17 protein-coding genes are annotated in these 18,508 nt (G+C 34.7%); 6 read left to right on the plus strand and 11 right to left on the minus strand.

The features are described from left to right. Positions 1–2: 2 nt before the first annotated feature. The gene (locus VL047_RS07315; RefSeq protein WP_325359446.1) at positions 3–452 is read right to left on the minus strand and encodes an NUDIX hydrolase; all 450 of its coding nucleotides are present in this window, start codon (positions 450–452) and stop codon (positions 3–5) included. Between the two features lie 5 nt (positions 453–457). Further along, the gene (locus VL047_RS07320) at positions 458–1,447 is read right to left on the minus strand and encodes a cation diffusion facilitator family transporter (protein WP_325359447.1); all 990 of its coding nucleotides are present in this window, start codon (positions 1,445–1,447) and stop codon (positions 458–460) included. A gap of 167 nt (positions 1,448–1,614) precedes the next feature. Here VL047_RS07320 and VL047_RS07325 point away from each other — a divergent pair, with 167 nt between their 5' ends. Next, entirely contained in the window at positions 1,615–2,820 is a 1,206-nt protein-coding gene (locus VL047_RS07325; protein ID WP_325359448.1) for a pyridoxal phosphate-dependent aminotransferase, read from the plus strand. Between the two features lie 106 nt (positions 2,821–2,926). Here VL047_RS07325 and VL047_RS07330 read toward each other — a convergent pair whose 3' ends face one another. Next, entirely contained in the window at positions 2,927–4,168 is a 1,242-nt protein-coding gene (locus VL047_RS07330) for an ABC transporter permease (RefSeq protein WP_325359449.1), read from the minus strand. 203 nt (positions 4,169–4,371) lie between these two features. Here VL047_RS07330 and queA point away from each other — a divergent pair, with 203 nt between their 5' ends. Both queA and VL047_RS07340 read left to right on the plus strand, forming a co-directional pair. Beyond that, positions 4,372–5,421, plus strand: a complete 1,050-nt coding sequence (queA, locus tag VL047_RS07335; RefSeq protein ID WP_325359450.1) for a tRNA preQ1(34) S-adenosylmethionine ribosyltransferase-isomerase QueA — start codon at positions 4,372–4,374, stop codon at positions 5,419–5,421. Positions 5,422–5,439: 18 nt separating this feature from the next. Beyond that, on the plus strand, positions 5,440–6,138 hold the full coding sequence (locus VL047_RS07340) for a 2-C-methyl-D-erythritol 4-phosphate cytidylyltransferase (protein WP_325359451.1): 699 nt from the start codon (positions 5,440–5,442) through the stop codon (positions 6,136–6,138). Here the strand turns inward: VL047_RS07340 and VL047_RS07345 are convergent. The 5 genes from VL047_RS07345 to VL047_RS07365 all read right to left on the minus strand — a co-directional run bounded on the left by VL047_RS07345 (position 6,135) and on the right by VL047_RS07365 (position 10,604). Beyond that, the gene (locus VL047_RS07345) at positions 6,135–6,287 is read right to left on the minus strand and encodes a lmo0937 family membrane protein (RefSeq protein WP_325359452.1); all 153 of its coding nucleotides are present in this window, start codon (positions 6,285–6,287) and stop codon (positions 6,135–6,137) included. The genes VL047_RS07340 and VL047_RS07345 overlap by 4 nt on opposite strands. An 88-nt stretch (positions 6,288–6,375) precedes the next feature. Then, a complete protein-coding gene (locus VL047_RS07350) occupies positions 6,376–7,137 on the minus strand; it encodes an MBL fold metallo-hydrolase (RefSeq protein WP_325359453.1) in 762 nt (253 codons plus the stop codon). After that, entirely contained in the window at positions 7,134–7,406 is a 273-nt protein-coding gene (locus tag VL047_RS07355; protein ID WP_325359454.1) for a hypothetical protein, read from the minus strand. The genes VL047_RS07350 and VL047_RS07355 overlap by 4 nt, the downstream gene beginning before the upstream one ends. A 12-nt stretch (positions 7,407–7,418) precedes the next feature. After that, on the minus strand, positions 7,419–8,075 hold the full coding sequence (locus tag VL047_RS07360; RefSeq protein WP_325359455.1) for an outer membrane lipoprotein carrier protein LolA: 657 nt from the start codon (positions 8,073–8,075) through the stop codon (positions 7,419–7,421). 3 nt (positions 8,076–8,078) lie between these two features. Continuing rightward, the gene (locus VL047_RS07365) at positions 8,079–10,604 is read right to left on the minus strand and encodes an FtsK/SpoIIIE family DNA translocase (RefSeq protein ID WP_325359456.1); all 2,526 of its coding nucleotides are present in this window, start codon (positions 10,602–10,604) and stop codon (positions 8,079–8,081) included. A 217-nt stretch (positions 10,605–10,821) separates the two neighbouring features. Here VL047_RS07365 and VL047_RS07370 point away from each other — a divergent pair, with 217 nt between their 5' ends. After that, entirely contained in the window at positions 10,822–11,505 is a 684-nt protein-coding gene (locus VL047_RS07370) for a DUF4397 domain-containing protein (protein WP_325359457.1), read from the plus strand. 32 nt (positions 11,506–11,537) lie between these two features. Here the strand turns inward: VL047_RS07370 and VL047_RS07375 are convergent, their stop codons facing one another. Then, positions 11,538–12,293, minus strand: coding sequence for a UDP-2,3-diacylglucosamine diphosphatase (locus tag VL047_RS07375; protein WP_325359458.1), 756 nt, complete (start codon positions 12,291–12,293; stop codon positions 11,538–11,540). A 185-nt stretch (positions 12,294–12,478) separates the two neighbouring features. On the opposite strand from VL047_RS07375, the gene VL047_RS07380 reads away from it, so the two are divergent. Then, on the plus strand, positions 12,479–14,524 hold the full coding sequence (locus VL047_RS07380; RefSeq protein ID WP_325359554.1) for a prolyl oligopeptidase family serine peptidase: 2,046 nt from the start codon (positions 12,479–12,481) through the stop codon (positions 14,522–14,524). On the opposite strand, the gene VL047_RS07385 is transcribed toward VL047_RS07380, so the two are convergent. Both VL047_RS07385 and VL047_RS07390 read right to left on the minus strand, forming a co-directional pair. Beyond that, complete coding sequence (locus VL047_RS07385; RefSeq protein ID WP_325359459.1) at positions 14,521–15,774, minus strand: hypothetical protein; 1,254 nt, start codon at positions 15,772–15,774, stop codon at positions 14,521–14,523. The two genes, VL047_RS07380 and VL047_RS07385, sit on opposite strands and share 4 nt — an antisense overlap. Before the next feature lie 5 nt (positions 15,775–15,779). Continuing rightward, complete coding sequence (locus VL047_RS07390) at positions 15,780–16,394, minus strand: RNA polymerase sigma factor (RefSeq protein ID WP_325359460.1); 615 nt, start codon at positions 16,392–16,394, stop codon at positions 15,780–15,782. 326 nt (positions 16,395–16,720) lie between these two features. On the opposite strand from VL047_RS07390, the gene lysS reads away from it, so the two are divergent. Beyond that, complete coding sequence (lysS, locus tag VL047_RS07395) at positions 16,721–18,439, plus strand: lysine--tRNA ligase (protein WP_325359461.1); 1,719 nt, start codon at positions 16,721–16,723, stop codon at positions 18,437–18,439. The last annotated feature ends 69 nt before the right edge of the window (positions 18,440–18,508 follow it).

Below are 18,508 nucleotides of genomic sequence, written 5' to 3' on the forward strand. Positions count from 1 at the left end.
TATTATAAGATAATTTTATCCTTAATGATATCCCAAGCCTGTTGATCCATTTCAAAGGTTAAATCATTCGAATTAAAACTATGTAACGGAACCCAACGAAAAGACTGTTGGCTGCCTTCTTGAAAGTCAAACACTTCAGTCTTTATAGGTACCGATAATAACTCGTCAGTAAAGACCTGATAATATACTCCAATTACTTGTTGACTGCTATCAAACATTGACTGTACGACAGTATCAGTTATATAAAGTAAATTCAAGTTCGTTAAATTTAAATCGCACTCCTCTATAAACTCCCGCTTTATGCTATCCGAAAGGCTTTCACCGAGCTCCATTCCCCCTCCGGGAAACTTTGAAAATAGATGCCCATGGTATATTTCATCGCTAATTAAAATCTCGTGACGTTGATTAAGTAGAATACCATAAGATCGAATATTAAAGACTTTTAATTCCATTTGTTTTAATTCGGTTTCGTATATTCAAAATGTTTACGGTTTTTTACAAGCAATTCTTTATTCCAATCTATATCAATTGTTTTAGCTTCCGAACGAATAGGACAATTCTGCACACTGCAATAATGACAACATCTTGGTAAACAAGGATCTGCATGAATAAAAAATTCTGTTTTTAAAGTTACATTCCGGTTTATTAATTGATCAATTTCAGAAACTTCAGCATGTACTTGATTCAAATCGAAGTAATTAGGTAATGTTACATGACAGTCTAAATGCAATTCAGTTCCATAACGCTGTACTCTTAAATTATGAACATCAATCCACGCGTCTTTCCGATTAAGTTGAAGTATATCTACAACATCCTCAACAATCTTTGCATCCGATTCATCCATCAATCCTCCTATTGATTTCCGTAAAAGTTTATAGCCATTATATACTATAAACAACCCCAAAACTAAAGACAGCAAGGTATCTATAAATTGGATCTCAGTGAAATACAACAACAATAAACCTATCAATAGTCCTAGTGTACTGTAAGCATCGGTAACTAAATGCTTTCCATCGGCCATTAAAGTTAATGAATCCAGTTTCTTGCTTTTTTGAAGCAAGAAAGTTCCTAAAGCATAATTTATGATACCTGTAATAGCAATAATCCCAATACCCTCCATGATATTTATAAGATCAGAAGGATAAAAAATATTATAAATCGCTTTACCAATAATAAAAAGGCCTGCAGCGAATATTAATCCTCCTTCTAAGAACACCGAAAAGAATTCAATTTTCCCATGTCCGTATGGATGATTTTCATCAGGAGGAACAGAAGAAAGGTATATACTATAGAACGCAAAGCTACTGGCGGCCACATTCACAATACTTTCCAGAGCATCCGTAAAAATAGCATTTGAATTTGTAATATAGTAAGCTAGGAATTTAGCCAACATCAATACAATGCCTGTTATAAGCGATAATAATATTAAATTTCTTTGATTGTTCAATGGAAAAGAGTTTAAACAAAAATAGAGAATTATTTAAGAATAATGGTAGATGCTATATTTATTAAAAAAAAGCTATATTTTTGAAATATTGAAAGGATAATGTTATTAATTAGTTAAATATTTAAATTATAATCCAGTAAATTTGTAATTCATAATCAATCATAATAATGAGTAATACAACCATTTTATCAGACAAAATTAATAACCTCTCTGAATCTGCCACGATAAAAATGGCTAAGCTTGGAAGAGAATTAACGGCAAAAGGTGTGAATGTAATTAGCCTAAGCTTTGGCGAACCTGACTTCCCTACCCCTAATCATATCAAGGAAGCTGCTAAAAAGGCAATGGATGATAATTTCACTTACTATTCTCCTGTACCGGGATATCCGGATCTAAGAAAAGCCATTGTCAATAAATTAAAAGAAGAAAATAACCTTGATTATGATATTTCACAAATTGTGGTATCAACTGGTGCAAAACAAGCTTTAGCAAATGCTATTATGTGTTTGGTAAATCCAGGCGATGAAGTGATTATCCCAACTCCTTATTGGGTTTCATATTCCGAAATGGTAAAACTAGCTGATGGGGAGTCCGTGTTTATCGATGCTACTATCGAAAGTGACTTTAAAATCAGTGCAGAAGAATTAGAAGCAGCAATTACACCTAAGACTAAATTGTTTATGTTCTCATCCCCTTGTAACCCAACAGGGAGCATGTATAGCAAAGACGAGTTAGAATCACTGGTAAAAGTCTTCGAAAGATATCCAAATATTTATATATTATCTGATGAGATCTATGAGCATATAAACTTTACGGGTAAACATGAGTCCATCGCACAATTCGACTCAATAAAGGATCGTGTAATTGTTGTAAATGGTTTCTCGAAAGCATACGCTATGACTGGCTGGAGAGTTGGATATTTAGCAGCGAATTCTGCAATTGCAGCGGCTACAGATAAACTACAAGGGCAAGTTACCTCAGGCACCTGTTCCATTGCTCAAAGAGCAGCATTAGCAGCCTATGAAGGAGGATTAGAAAGTGTTCTGGTTATGAGAGATGCCTTTCTTAAAAGAAGGGATATAGTATATAATTTATTAAAAGAAATTCCTGGTGTAAAAACCAATCTTCCAGAAGGTGCATTCTATTTCTTTCCAGATATTAGTTTTTTCTTTGGGAAGAAAACAGAAACTGGTGAAGTTATTAAGGATTCAGCAGATATGGCTCTTTACCTTTTAAACACAGGGCATGTTGCAACTGTAGGTGGAGACTCTTTTGGAAATAACGACTGTATTCGCTTTTCATACGCAGCATCTGAAGATAATTTGAAAGAAGCTCTAAAGAGAATTAAGGAAGCACTAGCTAAATTAAAATAAGTATATAACATTAAAAAAGAAGGGGATATTCAATTCTGAATATCCCCTTCTTTTTTAAAACTAAAAACTAAAACTAAAAACTAAAAACTAATATAAAACTATTCGGCTAACTTCGAATCGCCTCTACAGGATCTAACCTTGAAGCCATTACTGCTGGTATAATACCAGCTATTAACCCGATAACGGTAGACAACACAAGTGTCAAGATAACTTTACTAAAATCAACAACAATAGCCAAATCAAAGCCCATCTTAACAATAAACGCTAAAAGGTAAACTATCCCTAATCCAATCAAACCACCCAATATACAAAGCAGTATAGCTTCAATCAAAAACTGTGATAAGATAAAAAAGTTCTTGGCTCCTAATGACTTTTGAATTCCAATTAAAGGAGTACGTTCCTTAACAGAAACAAACATAATATTCGCAATTCCAAATCCTCCTACTAAAATTGAGAAGATTCCAATAAACAAACCAGCAGCATTAATAATTGTAAATAGTTCATCCAATTGCGCGGTTACTAAAGTAGTTTTATTCAAAGAGAAATCATCTTCCTGTATAGGACTTAATCTATGTATTGAACGCAACACGCCGCGTACTTCACTTTCAGTCTCTTCTAATGGATACTTTGCGGCAGCTTGGATTACAATATTTGGACCGTAATCTTCTACATGTATTAAGTTTTTAATAAAATTGAGGGGAACTGAAATAACATTATCAAGAGAAACATCCATTAACATACCCTCTCCCTCTTCCTTATATATCCCAATCACTATCGTTTTCCGTCCCAAAATAACAAGTTCTTTTCCAATTGGGTCGATATTTGGAAATAATGCATTAGCAATCGTAGAGCCTATAATTGATACAGGTGTACCATGATCGGACTCTAGAGAGGTGAAGTATCTGCCAGATTCAAACTCTAAATCTCGTATTTTATAAAAATCGAATGAGGCTCCTGATATTGTGGCCCCTTCTACATTATTATTTAAAAATTTTACCGTTCTATTTCCTAGAGAAACTTCATAACAAATCCCATCCACCATAGTTAAACGGTTCTGCAATTGTTCAAAATCACGTAAAGTGGGTTCCGGACGGTTCTGATATTTCCACCAGGGAAAATCAGGTCCGCCATCCCATGGCCACTTAGCAACGTAAATCGTCTTACTTCCTAATTTCTCAACACTGCTTTCTAAATTTGAGCGAAGCGTATCTACAGCAGAAAAGACTGCTATTATTGTCATAATACCAATCGTAATGCCCAACAAGGACAACAAAGTACGAGTCTTATTGCCGCGCAAAGCTGAAAACGCAAAACGAAAGCTTTCGCCTAGAAGTTTTAAAAAGATCATATAATACTAAGACGGTGAAAAGTACAATTAGTTACATACATATATTATAAAATATTACAATAAATATGAGGAGTTTATTAATAAAAACAATCATATTAAAATTCGTATATTTGCGCGCTGATTTATACGCTAATATCAAATAATAAATGAGCAAACAAATTCTCATTATTTGAGTTCAACGGTTATACTATTCAATATATATTATGAAACTATCTCAATTTAAATTTAATTTACCACAGTCTTTAATAGCATCACACCCCACTCCGACTCGTGATGAATCTCGTTTAATGGTTTTACATAAGGATACTGGAGAAATCGAACATAAAATCTTTAAAGATGTACTGGAATATTTTGATGAGAAAGATGTAATGATCTTCAACAATACAAAAGTATTTCCCGCTCGTCTTTATGGCAATAAAGAAAAAACAGGTGCTACCATTGAAGTTTTTTTACTACGGGAATTAAATAAAGAATTGAGATTATGGGATGTTCTGGTTGACCCGGCTCGAAAAATACGTGTTGGCAATAAACTTTATTTCGGTGATGACGATTTATTGGTTGCCGAAGTAGTTGACAATACAACTTCAAGAGGTCGTACCATCCGTTTCTTATTTGATGGGACTGATGAGGAATTTCGTAAGAATATAGAGATATTAGGTGAAACACCTCTTCCAAAATATATCAATCGTAAAGCTGTACCAGAAGACAAATTCCGCTATCAGACTATCTATGCCAAACATGAAGGCGCTGTAGCAGCACCAACAGCCGGTTTACACTTTAGTCGTGAATTAATGAAGCGATTAGAATTAAAGGGAGTAGAATTTGCAGAGGTCACTCTTCACGTTGGATTGGGTACATTCAGGACAGTAGAAGTTGAAGATCTTACCAAACATAAAATGGATTCAGAGCAATTCATTGTAGGTGAAAAAGAAGCCGAACTGGTAAATGAAGCCATAGATAATAAAAGAAGAGTATGTGCCGTTGGTACTACTAGTATGCGCGCTATTGAATCAGCCGTTTCAGCAAACCTTCGATTAAAAGCGGCAAATAGCTGGACCAGCAAATTTATCTTCCCTCCATATGATTTTAGCATAGCAAACAGCATGATTACTAACTTTCATACTCCAGAATCCACTCTCTTAATGATGATAAGTGCATTTGGAGGATATGAAAATGTGATGAATGCCTATGAAGTTGCTGTAAAAGAAAAATATCGCTTCTATAGCTACGGTGATGCCATGTTAATTATATAAGACAGTTAAGAAAAATTGATGGCGGTATTATCGAAATACGTAATAATCGTTAGCGGAGGGGTTGGCTCCAGAATGGAGAATTCCCTTCCTAAACAATTCCATCAATTAAGGGGTCTACCTATTCTTATGCATAGCATAAGTGCTTTCCATAAGGATGATAAATCAATTAAAATAATCTTAGTAATTAATGAAAAACATCATGAACAATGGGTAGATCTCTGCAATAAATTTGCATTCAACATCCCGTATCAGCTTGTATATGGGGGAGAAACCCGTTTTCATTCAGTAAAAAATGCACTCGAATTTTTATTTAAACAAGAAACATCTTTAAACAACTTATTGATAGGTATACACGATGGAGTACGGCCTTTAATTAGCCAAAATGTTATAAAGAATGCCTATAAGAATGCTGAAATTAATGGATCTGCTATTCCCGCTATCAAAAGCAGAGATTCAATACGCATCGTTAATAAAAATGGCACGAATGAAGCCATTGATAGAGATTCAGTTTTAATTATACAAACCCCTCAAGTTTTCAGAGCTAACCTTTTAAAGGAATCGTATAAACAGAAATTCGAAGAAAGCTTTACGGACGATGCATCAGTAATAGAAAAATCCGGATATCCTATCAATATAATTGATGGAGATATCCGGAATATTAAGATAACTTATCCTTCGGATATAGATATCGCAGCTATATGGATGAGACCATCTTAAGCTGCGCCTCTGATTAATCTCAATAAAATTGCTATGATTGCTATCACTAAAAGGATGTGAATAATCCCTCCTGATGCATATCCTCCAAAAAAACTAATCGCCCAGATAATAACTAATACCACAGCGATGATGTACAATAAGTTTCCCATAATCTTTCATTTAATGTTAATAATTATATTATAAAGGAAAAAACGACATAAAAGTTTTAACCTTTATTGAAAAATATCAATATTAATCCTAAAGTGTTAGTTTTAAACCATCGTAAGCCAGAGAAATTCCTTCAGGAAGCTCCTGAAAGACATCAGAATGCTTACCTAATAAATGGCTGATATGAGTAAAATAAGTTTCTTGAGCATTTATCCTTTTAGCAAAAGAAATAGCCTCACTAAGAGTAAAATGGGAGATATGTTTTTCGCGCTGCAATGCATTTATAACAAGAATCTTCGTTCCTGCAATTTTCTGAACTTCATTATCATCAATTGTTTTAGCATCCGTTATATATGTAAAATCATTGATTCTAAAACCTAATACAGGCAATTTAAAATGCTGTACCTCAACAGGTTTTATTTCCGTATCATCAATTACAAATGCGTCATTCGTTATTTCATGAATATGAACTTGAGGGATACCAGGATAACTTAAGCTAGAAAATATATAATAAAACTCTCGTTCTAACGCTTTAATAACCCGCTGATTAGCATATATGGGAATAGCGGCTTTCTGTTTATAATTAAAAGCTCGTATGTCATCTAAACCTGCAACATGGTCTTTATGTTCGTGAGTAAAAAGGATCGCATCCAAATGCTTTACATTTTCCCTTAACATTTGATATCTAAAATCAGGCCCAGTATCTACAACTATATTCTTGCCGTTTATTTCGATTAATATAGAGGATCGTAAGCGCTTATCTTTTTTATCTGCAGATAGACAAACCGGACACTCACAAGCGATAACTGGTACCCCTTGAGATGTACCAGTTCCTAAAAAGGTTATGGTCACAGGTTTAGTTTTGTTTGTTTAATCAAATATAAAAACTTCTTTTGTTTATCGTCCAGAATTGAATCAGAAAAATCCAACTCTCTAATAGTTTCAATTAATGAATTAATCTTTACTTCTATATCTGAGAATCTATTAATCACCAATATGTTATCCTGCATCAAAACACACACGCCCGATTTGAAGTTCCCCTTTTCATATCGAATCTTATAGTTATTGGCTTTTAATAAATCTTCGAGCTTATGTAGACTATGTTGTGTATAAGGAAGCATATTAAAAGACTATTAGCGTAAGTCAACAATCTCAATACCGGGATAATTATGTTTATAGAAACCAAATATCCCCGGTGAAAAGGTCTTATTTACTTCAATATTTGCGAGAGAATATGTATACATATTTCCATTCTTATCAAATACGCTGGCATCATGTATAAATCCACTCGAATTGTTTATTCGTAGTTGTATTTTAGATACGTTTTGAGATTTATCAAGAGGCACAAGTTCAATAACAGACAAGACATTCAATCCAACCTTTGCCTCACCAAGCTTATTCATTTGGTATCCACTCGTGTAAAAGTTAAAGATATTAGATGGATTTATGGATTTGTCATTGGGGTTTACATCAGTAATTTGCACCTCTCCCAAGTCCAATAAAACATTCCATTGAGTTTTCCCATCACTAATAATTGCATGATCATTCATCTCAATTTTAAACTTTCCTGACCCTGGAACAAGATATACTTTTCCCTTTCCATTAAAGTCTGAATTTTCCTGTTTATTCTCTCCTTGCAAGGTAAAATCGGCCATTATCGTTTTATACGACGAATAAGTTTTACTAGCTTTATCTAAAACAGACTTTGCGGAGGATGCATTCTGAGCAAATACAGCAGATATACTGCACGTCGTTAAAAGTACAAACGTAAGAACATTTAAAATTTTCATAAATTAACCTTCTTTACGCAAAGTATCCAAATACCGTTCCAATGAACCCTCATCCGGATATAAAACCTCTCGTGCTTTACTTCCTTCAAACTGTCCAACGATGCCTGCTTGCTCCAGCTGATCTATAATCCTTCCTGCTCGGTTATATCCTAGTTTCAGTTTTCGTTGAATTAGCGAAGTAGAACCTTGTTGATGTAATACAATTAAACGGGCAGCATCCTCAAATAAAGAATCTCTATCCTCTTCTCCAAATGAATCTGACAAACCACCCTTATTATTCTCGTCAATATATTCTGGCAATTCGAAAGCTGAAGGATAACCACGTTGTGCTCCTATATATTCTGAAATTGCTTCTACTTCAGGTGTATCCACAAATGCACACTGAATACGAATAAGATCGCTCCCTGTTGATAGAAGCATATCCCCCCTACCAATAAGTTGATCTGCTCCTCCTGTATCTAATATAGTTCTTGAATCAATACGCGACAATACCCTGAATGCCAAACGAGCCGGAAAGTTGGCCTTAATAGTACCAGTAATAATATTAACTGAAGGCCTCTGAGTAGCAATAACTAAATGAATACCAACTGCACGTGCCAATTGAGCTAAACGAGCTATAGGTGCTTCAATCTCTTTACCAGCAGTCATCATTAAATCAGCAAACTCATCAACTATCAAAACTATAAAAGGTAAAAATCGATGACCTTCTTCAGGGTTTAACCGACGATTAACAAATTTCACATTGTATTCCTTCAGGTTTCTTACACCGGCATTCTTTAGTAAGTCATAACGATTATCCATTTCAATACACAACGAATTCAATGTATTGATAACTTTTTTCGTGTCTGTTATAATTGCCTCTTCTTCTCCTGGAAGTTTTGCCAGGAAATGCCTTTCTATGGTATTAAAAAGAGAAAGTTCTACTTTCTTAGGATCCACTAATACAAATTTCAACTCTGCCGGATGACGTTTAAATAGCAATGAAGTGATAATTGCATTGATCCCTACCGATTTCCCTTGTCCGGTAGCACCCGCTACTAATAAGTGAGGCATTTTTGCCAAGTCAGCAATAAAGACTTCATTTGTAATAGTTTTACCAAAAGCAATTGGTAAATCCATATCTGTATGCTGAAATTTCTCAGTGGCAATAACCGATCGCATGGACACCATTTCAGGTTGACTATTCGGAACCTCAATACCAATCGTACCTTTTCCTGGCATAGGAGCTATTATACGAATACCCAATGCAGCTAAACTAAGTGCAATATCATCTTCCAGATTCTTAATCTTTGAAATTCTAACACCTGGTTTGGGAACAATTTCGTATAAAGTAACCGTTGGACCAATAGTTGCCTTAATTTTCTCAATTTCAATATTATAGTTTCCCAAGGTTTCTACAATACGGTCTTTATTAGCCTCAAGTTCTGCACTATTAACTACAATCTTACCAGATCCATAATCACGCAGCAATCCCAAATGAGGAAACTTATAACTCGACAGATCCAATTGAGGATCATATTGCCCAAATTTTTCTACTAATACATTCGCATCAGCTTTCTTTTCTTCAACAACATCCTCAACTGCCAAGTTCGGCGAAAGCTTAGTACTTTCCTCCTCTCTAATAGCCAAACTCTCCTGATCTGTAGTAATACTTAGCTCCTTTTCAATTACAACTTCTGTCGGCTTGGCAACTCTCGTATGATTTAAAGGCCTATCTTCCTTTTTTTCATTAAACCGCGGATTCAATTCAATTTGTTCCGATTTATAATCCGGTGTAATCACGGCTTCAAAACCATCATCTAAACTTTCCGACTTATCAACTGGTCTGCTTCTCTCCGGAATTTTAAAATCCAGATTATAAGCAATAACCATAAACGTTAAGACAGCGAAAACCAATAATCCTCCTACCCCGGCATTTCCAATCTGGACTTGCAATAAACGATTCGTCCAGAATCCAAATTCTCCCTCTAAAAAATGCGGATAATTGCTCAAAAAGCTATGGAAATACCCTAATGCCACGGATATAAATATCAAAAAGAAAAAAGAATACCCTAATGCTTTATTCAGTGAGAACAGGCGAACCCTAAATAATAAACGATGACCAATTGCAAAAAAGACAAATAAAAATATAAAGGATGCCACTCCGAACCATTTGTATATAAATTGATGAGATAGCAAAGCTCCAAACTTACCTAACCAGTTTTCGACAACTGGATTTTGAACCCCGCCGGCTATTAACTCTTCTTGGCTCTTCAATAGATTTGACCAACCTCCATTTGAATAAGCTACATAACTTTGATCCTCCTGCCAGGTAAACAAATAAGAAACAAAAGCTACAAGAAAGTAAATGCTTAATAACAATAAGAATAAACCTATAATTTTTGCTATTTTGCTACCACCGAATCTCAGATTAGGTATTTGTTCTGAACGACCTACTCTTTTTGGAGCAGCGCGTTTTGCAGATTGGTTATTATTTAAATTTCCACTCTTAGTCGTGTTTGATCTAAATTGATTTCCTTTTATAGGCATTTATAGGACATTGTTCGTTTAGACAAACTTACGGAAATTTTGATGATTTCTATGAATTCATGATTCAAGGGTGAATATTTAGAAAAAAAATGTAGCATGATATTTAAATAAGACGTTCTACCTGAATAGTTGTAAATTGCAACAAGCAAATGCAAAATATTTAGATCAATATTCTATGAAAACTGCTTTCAAATTTAAATCGTCCAAAGTATCATCAATGATACTACTGTTATTTACCTTTATTTCATTTTCATTAGGCTCCTGTTTAAAAGATTCAGGTCCAGACACCGGCTCCATTGTTTCTGCTATTACAGTAATCCATGCATCTCCTAACTCAACAGCTTTCGATTTCGTTTTAGACAATCAAAGAATACTGGATCCTAGTGGACCAGAGTTTGTATATGGAAAAAGAATTCCTTATTTCAGAGCATTTTCAGGATCTCGTTTAGCAAGAATCTACGAAAAAGATTCTTTCAACTCACCGCTTCATGAACTCGAATTAAAACTTACAAGTGGAAGCTACTATAGCTTGTTCATTGGAGGAAAAAAGGAATCGCTTACTTCCTTATTGATTGAAGATGATTTGACAAAGCCATCGGTAGGTAAAGCGAAAATTCGTTTTGTTAATTTAAGTCCGGATGCACCGGCACTTGATTTCAATATTACTCAAAATACAAGCTTAGTAAGCAACAAAAAGTTTAAAGACTATACAAGCTTTCAAGAAGTAGATGCAGGCACTTATGAAGCTAGTATCAAATCACACAGTGGAAATTCAATCAATATTCCAGTTCCTTTGGAATTAAAAGATGGATTTATCTATACTATCTGGTCAAAAGGATTGATTAATACCGATATTGAAGAAGAAGAATTTGGTTATGATATCATAACTCACAATAATTAATAGAAATAAATATTGGGATAGGCTTAAATAATTTATATAAGTCTATCCCAATATTTTAGCTCTAAATCCCTACCATCGAATACGGCATAGCTGTTATAGTTAATCCATTCCCCTAAATTAACATACAAACTTTTTTCTCCTAAATCAATCGATAGTGGTAAATGCCGATGGCCATAAATAAAGTAATCGAAATGTTCAGCATTCAATTTTTCCTTTGAAAAAGCTACAAGCCATTCTTCATCCTCATTTTTAAACTCTTCCTTCTTATTGCTAGCTATACGGCTGTTTTTTGACCACATTTCAGCTATGGCCATTCCTATATTCGGGTGTAACCAAGAAAATATCCACTGACTTAATTTACTTCTAAATATCTTTTTTAAAACCTTATACTTTTTATCTCCAGAGCCTAATCCATCGCCATGATGTAAATAAAAACGTTTTCCATTCCGATTTAAGATAAGTTCGTCCGATACAATCCTTACACCAACCTCTTTCTCTAGATATCCAAACATCCACATATCATGATTTCCTTTAAAGAGGGTAATCTCCACTCCCATTGATATCAGCTCTGCCAATTTTGCTAAAAAACGAATATAGCCTTTAGGAACAACGTGTTTATATTCAAACCAGAAATCAAAAACATCGCCCATTAAAAAAACTTCTGCAGCATCGTGCTTAATATATTCAAGCCAATCAATAATTCTCTTCTCCCTTTGCAGACTACTTTCATAAGAAGGAACACCCAAATGAAAATCAGATGCAAAATAAAGTTTACCGGCTTTTGTCATGGAAACAAACTTACAAAAAGATGCTGTTTTTGCAATTCAAGATATTCAATTAAATTTGTAAGATTAAAGCAAACGATTAGATGAAAACGACCTTAAGTATTTTGTTTTGTGCAACCATGCTGGTAGCCTGCAATAATGAAAATCCTATTTCCGAGATAATTAACCCAAATAACAATATTAGCATAATGCCTTATCCAGATACTAAAAAGACTGAAACTACAGATAATTATTTTGGAACTCAAGTTATTGACCCATATCGTTGGTTAGAAGATGATATGGCCGAAGACACCAAAGCATGGGTAGTTGAGGAAAATGAAGTTACTGAAAATTATTTATCACAAATACCCTATCGAAATGCAATAAAAGATCGCTTGGAAAATCTTTGGAATTATGAAAAATATTCTGCTCCTTTCAAAGAAGGTGACTATACCTACTTTTACAAAAATGATGGATTACAAAACCAATACGTACTTTATCGTCAAAAAGACGAAGGAGATATAGAAGTATTTCTGGATCCAAATAAATTCTCTACTGATGGAACCACCTCTTTAGCAGGAATCTCATTTTCAAAAGATGGCAGTTTAGCTGCTTATCAAATTTCAGAAGGAGGATCTGATTGGAGAAAGGTAATTGTTCTTAACACATTGGAAAACAAAATAATCGGCGATACCCTCGTGGATTTAAAATTCACGGGATTAGCTTGGAAAGGAAATCAGGGGTTTTATTATAGTAGTTATGACAAACCAAGAGAAGGAAGCACACTATCAGGTTTGACACAATATCACAAACTTTATTTTCACAAGTTAGGAACCCCACAAAGTGAAGACGAATTAATCTTTGGAGGAGATATAACTAAACGAAGATACATTGATGCGTCATTAACAGAAGATCAACGATTTTTGGTAATTACTGCTGCCAATACCACTAGTGGTAATGAATTATATATTAAAGATTTATCAAAAGCTAATTCTCCTATTATCAATATTATCAACAATTTTGATCAAGAATATAGCATACTTGACAACCAAGGAGATTCACTACTTATTTATACTAACTTAGATGCACCGAATTATCGTGTAGTGCGTGCGAATATCAATGAGCTCGGCAGTGATAAATGGAAAGACCTCATTCCTGAAACTGAAAACGTACTAAATGTTAGCATAGGTGGTGGTAAAATATTTGCCAACTATTTAAAAGACGCAACTTCTCTTGTACAACAGTACGACTATTCAGGAAAACTAGAACGTAGTATCGATCTACCAGATGTAGGGACAGCTTCTGGATTTTCAGCAAAAGAAAATGAAACAGAACTATATTATAGTTTTACGTCTTATATTTATCCACCAACAATTTATAAATATACTATCAATAGCGGTGAATCGTCAGAGTATAAAAAAGCAGGGGTAGATTTTGACCCATCACTGTATGAATCAAAGCAAGTCTTCTACCAATCGAAAGATGGTACAAAAATCCCTATGATTATCACCTATAAAAAAGGCATTCAATTAGATGGAAACAATCCTACTTTATTATATGGTTACGGGGGATTCAACATCAGTCTCAGCCCCTCATTTAGCACCTCAAACATTATTCTATTAGAACAAGGAGGAGTCTATGCAGTTGCCAATCTAAGAGGTGGAGGAGAATATGGGGAAAAATGGCATATAGCGGGTACTAAAATGCAAAAGCAAAATGTTTTTGATGATTTCATTGCTGCTGCTGAATATTTGATCCAAAGCAAATATACCTCTTCAGATAAGCTTGCAATTTCCGGAGGTTCAAACGGAGGTTTATTAGTGGGCGCAGCTATGACTCAACGACCTGAACTCTTTAAAGTAGCTCTACCCGCTGTAGGAGTTCTTGATATGTTACGCTACAATAAATTTACTGCAGGTGCTGGCTGGTCATTCGACTATGGCACAGCGGAAGATTCGAAGGAAATGTTTGAGTATCTAATCAAGTATTCTCCCTATCATGCTATTAAAGAGGGAGTTTCTTATCCGGCAACGCTAATCACAACAGCAGATCATGACGACCGGGTAGTACCGGCACATTCCTTTAAATTTGCGGCTCGTTTACAAGAATATCATCAAGGTAATAATCCTGTATTGATTCGTATTGAAACTAATGCCGGGCATGGTGCAGGAAAACCAACCGATAAAATCATAGAAGAAGCTGCAGACAAATGGGCTTTCATGTTTCAAAATATGGAGGTTAGCTATAAAGATTAAAAGCTCGCTTTAATTTTAAAACCACCGTTACTTAAATCCATATCCTGATCAGAAAGACTACCAATTGGTATTTTCACATAAGGCTCAACAGCTAAATTTATCTTTGGAATAAAGGGTAATTTATATCCCACAGAGAAGTTTAAGAAGCCAGTAAAATTCTTTCCCTCGTAAGGACTACTTACACTAACTTCTTGTGAGTGAAGGGTCTGAGCCTCTACTCCATTGCTTTCACTTTTAGAAGCAGAAGGAGATGTGTTTGGACTTGCCAGGGAAGTTACTGCTATACGTTCTTCAAAGTTATTATAACGAGACTCGTTTAAAACACTAAATAAAGAAACACCGGCATTGGCATACATCGCACTTCCAATATTCAGCTTTAAATTAATCGGAAAATCTAATCCCACTAACGATGTACTAATGGTGCTTAATGATTTATTATTGTTTCTAGAACCAGCTAAATTAGAAAACTCTGAAGGTATATCTATTCCATTCGGCCCCCTTTCTGCATCAAGTTGCATATATGAAACTCCTGAGCCAATCGAAATCCTATCGTTCAAATTATAGGCAATGGCAAAACCACCACCGAAATTAATATCATTATCTTTTATGTTGGGAGATAGCTCAACACTAAAATCCCATTTTCTAGTATTTGAAACATCAACATCCTGTTCTATCCCTTCTATTCCATTAAAGAATGTCCGCTCCTGCCTTTCTCTCTGGTTTGGCTTCCTTACATTAGAAGCAATAGATTGAGTTGAAGTTGAAGTTGCAGGTTCACTCTCTTCTGCGGACGACAGATCCATTCTATTCAATTCAGCTTCTTCAACATCTGACGAACTTGATTCAACTAAAACATCAGCAATAGCAGGATTCGCAATCTGACGATTACGTCGTGCGGCAACAAATTCCATTGAAGGAGCTGGAGTAGATATCAGCCTTTCACTATTTGTAATTTTATTATTATCAGTAGATTTACCATTGGGTATTTCTATAATATCTTTAATAATCTCCTGTTTTGCAATTTGTTGGTTATTACCATCATCTTTCCCAATAATTAAAAACAATGACATCGCCAATATAATCACAGCAGCTGCAGCGCCTGAAAAATAAGGCCATAACACCAATTTCCTTTTTTTAGTGGCTTCAAAATCCTTAAATCGTTCCCAAGCGCCTTCCTCGTATGGAAGAGAATGCTCTTTTAGCATTTTGGCAATATGCTCAGTAATATCTTTATTATTATCTGGCTTCATAACCTTTAATTATTCTTTTTATCTATATCCATTAACTGGCTGTAAAGTGATCGTAATTTTTGTTTTGCGCGTGTCAGGTAAGTCCTTGAAGTGCTTTCAGGAATTTTTAACTGTTGCCCAATCTCCTGATGACTAAACCCCTCCACTTCATATAAATTGAAAATGATCCTTTGAACATCGGGCAATTGGTCCATTAGTTTCAGTATATCCTGCACTTCCAAATTATTCACCGGCGCAATATAAACCTTTCTCAAATCTGCCTCCGAAACGTTATCATCCTTTAATCGAAGTCGTTTCTTAGATCTTAAATGGTCAATAGAAAGGTTTGCGGCAATTCGTCCTAACCATCCATAAAAAAACTTCTCTACCTTTTCCTCTTCAATTTCTGTATAAGAAAACGTATGAATAGCCTTAAAGGCTTTTATAAAGGTCTCATTGACCAATTCTTCCGTATCATGTATATCCTTAATATAACGGCTAATGACAGCATTAATATAACCATACAATTTCCGATAAATCAATTCTTTTGCGCGCTCATCATTATTTCTGGCGCATGCATTTATTGCCCAAAAAAGATTAGGCACATGCTCGTCTCTAGAAATTACAACAGGCTCACTCACAAATGAAATTAGTATAAGTTCAAAATTTAAACTTTGACAAAATTCGGCTTAATTAATCAAAGCACCATAAAATACTGATTTGATTTGTTAACCTTTTTAAAAATTATTCATAAACTAAATTATTCATAAACTATTTACTATATCCTTTAAATATTATTTATACCGGATAAAGTTTAAATAAAGTAAGAACGTTTAATAAGATTAGACGCTACAAAAACAAAAAATATATCTGATAATGTGCCGAAAATTTATTTACAAATCACTTAGATCTGAATTTTGAATGAATACGATTAAAATATGTATTTTTGCGCAAATTCGATTTTATAATGAGTATTCAACTTTCAGAACAAGAAATATTACGCCGTGAAGCCCTTAATTCTTTAATAAACCTGGGTATAGATCCTTATCCGGCTGAATCATATGACATTAATACCACTGCGAAATCTATTGCTGAAAACTTCGAACAGCATCCTGAAAACTTCAAGTCAATAAGTATTGCAGGAAGGATGATGAGCCGTCGTATAATGGGTAGTGCTTCCTTTATAGAATTACAAGATTCAACAGGAAGAGTCCAAGTATATCTAACACGGGATGAGCTATCTCCTACTGAAGATAAAACCCTTTACAATACCGTTTTCAAGAAACTTCTTGATATTGGTGATATCATCGGGATTAAAGGCTTCGTTTTTATTACACAAACAGGTACGATTTCTATACATGCTGAACAACTTACAATTTTATCTAAATCCTTAAAACCTCTTCCAGTTGTAAAATCAGCAGATGGAAAAACTTTTGATGCTGTAACAGATCCTGAATTTCGTTACCGTCAACGCTATGTTGATTTAGTAGTAAACCCTCAGGTTAAAGAAACATTTGTTAAAGTGTCTGCCATTAAAACTGCTATTCGTGAATTCTTGAATAAAGAAGGTGCTTTAGAAGTGGATACACCAGTTTTGCAAAGCATACCTGGTGGGGCTGCTGCAAAACCATTCACCACACATCATAATGCTTTAGATATCCCTCTATATTTACGTATCGCAAACGAACTTTATTTAAAACGCCTTATTGTTGGTGGTTTTGATTGGGTATATGAATTCAGCCGTAACTTCAGAAACGAAGGAATGGATCGTACCCACAATCCCGAATTTACTGTATTAGAATTTTACGTAGCTTATAAAGATTATTTGTGGATGATGGATATTACTGAAAAGTTATTTGAAACCATCGCAATTGCTACCAACGGAAAAACTACCTTACAAGTTGGCGATAAAGAAATAAACTTCGCAGCACCTTATAAAAAAATCTCTATCTACGATGCAATCGAAGAACATACAGGGATTGACGTAAGTCAAATGAACGAAGTTGAACTTCGCAATGTATGTAAACAATTACATATCGAAGCCGACGAAAGTATGGGTAAAGGAAAACTTATTGATGAAATCTTCGGTGAAAAATGTGAGCAACATTACATTCAACCTACTTTTATCATAGACTACCCAGTAGAAATGAGTCCTTTGACTAAAAAACACAGAACCAAAGAAGGTCTTGTTGAACGTTTCGAGCTAATGATCAATGGTAAAGAATTAGCAAATGCATATTCAGAGCTTAATGATCCAATTGACCAGTTAGCAAGATTTGAAGATCAATTAAAGCTAATGGAACGGGGTGATGATGAAGCCATGTTTATCGATTACGATTTCTTACGTGCCTTGGAGTATGGAATGCCTCCTACATCCGGAATCGGAATTGGAATTGATCGCTTAGCCATGTTAATGACCAACCAGGCCAGTATTCAAGATGTTCTTTTCTTCCCACAAATGCGACCAGAAAAAATCGCAAAAGTTGCATCTGTAGAAGATTATGAGAAAGAAGGTATCCCAACTGCTTGGGTTCCTGTTCTTCAAAAAATGGGTTTAAATACCATTGAAGCATTGAAGTCTGCAAATGCCAATAAAGTTTTCAATGATTTAGGTGGATTACGTAAAAAAATGAAGCTTGACATTGCAATGCCTAGCAAAGAAGAAGTTGCCGAATGGTTTAAATAGAAATCTAATTATTATATAAAGAGAAAGCCCGGAATGTTTAACACATTTCGGGCTTTCTCTTTTACCAGC

The sequence above is a fragment of the Albibacterium sp. genome (genome assembly GCF_035514885.1).
Classification (GTDB): domain Bacteria; phylum Bacteroidota; class Bacteroidia; order Sphingobacteriales; family Sphingobacteriaceae; genus Albibacterium.

What these genes read in the sequence shown, in the direction of transcription:
- queA (WP_325359450.1), top strand. Translation starts at nt 4,372, where the DNA reads ATGAAACTATCTCAATTTAAATTTAATTTACCACAGTCTTTAATAGCA.
- VL047_RS07365 (WP_325359456.1), bottom strand. Translation starts at nt 10,604, where the DNA reads ATGCCTATAAAAGGAAATCAATTTAGATCAAACACGACTAAGAGTGGA.
- VL047_RS07325 (WP_325359448.1), top strand. Translation starts at nt 1,615, where the DNA reads ATGAGTAATACAACCATTTTATCAGACAAAATTAATAACCTCTCTGAA.
- VL047_RS07315 (WP_325359446.1), bottom strand. Translation starts at nt 452, where the DNA reads ATGGAATTAAAAGTCTTTAATATTCGATCTTATGGTATTCTACTTAAT.
- VL047_RS07330 (WP_325359449.1), bottom strand. Translation starts at nt 4,168, where the DNA reads ATGATCTTTTTAAAACTTCTAGGCGAAAGCTTTCGTTTTGCGTTTTCA.
- VL047_RS07340 (WP_325359451.1), top strand. Translation starts at nt 5,440, where the DNA reads ATGGCGGTATTATCGAAATACGTAATAATCGTTAGCGGAGGGGTTGGC.
- lysS (WP_325359461.1), top strand. Translation starts at nt 16,721, where the DNA reads ATGAGTATTCAACTTTCAGAACAAGAAATATTACGCCGTGAAGCCCTT.
- VL047_RS07380 (WP_325359554.1), top strand. Translation starts at nt 12,479, where the DNA reads ATGCCTTATCCAGATACTAAAAAGACTGAAACTACAGATAATTATTTT.
- VL047_RS07370 (WP_325359457.1), top strand. Translation starts at nt 10,822, where the DNA reads ATGATACTACTGTTATTTACCTTTATTTCATTTTCATTAGGCTCCTGT.
- VL047_RS07345 (WP_325359452.1), bottom strand. Translation starts at nt 6,287, where the DNA reads ATGGGAAACTTATTGTACATCATCGCTGTGGTATTAGTTATTATCTGG.
- VL047_RS07355 (WP_325359454.1), bottom strand. Translation starts at nt 7,406, where the DNA reads ATGCTTCCTTATACACAACATAGTCTACATAAGCTCGAAGATTTATTA.
- VL047_RS07375 (WP_325359458.1), bottom strand. Translation starts at nt 12,293, where the DNA reads ATGACAAAAGCCGGTAAACTTTATTTTGCATCTGATTTTCATTTGGGT.
- VL047_RS07360 (WP_325359455.1), bottom strand. Translation starts at nt 8,075, where the DNA reads ATGAAAATTTTAAATGTTCTTACGTTTGTACTTTTAACGACGTGCAGT.
- VL047_RS07385 (WP_325359459.1), bottom strand. Translation starts at nt 15,774, where the DNA reads ATGAAGCCAGATAATAATAAAGATATTACTGAGCATATTGCCAAAATG.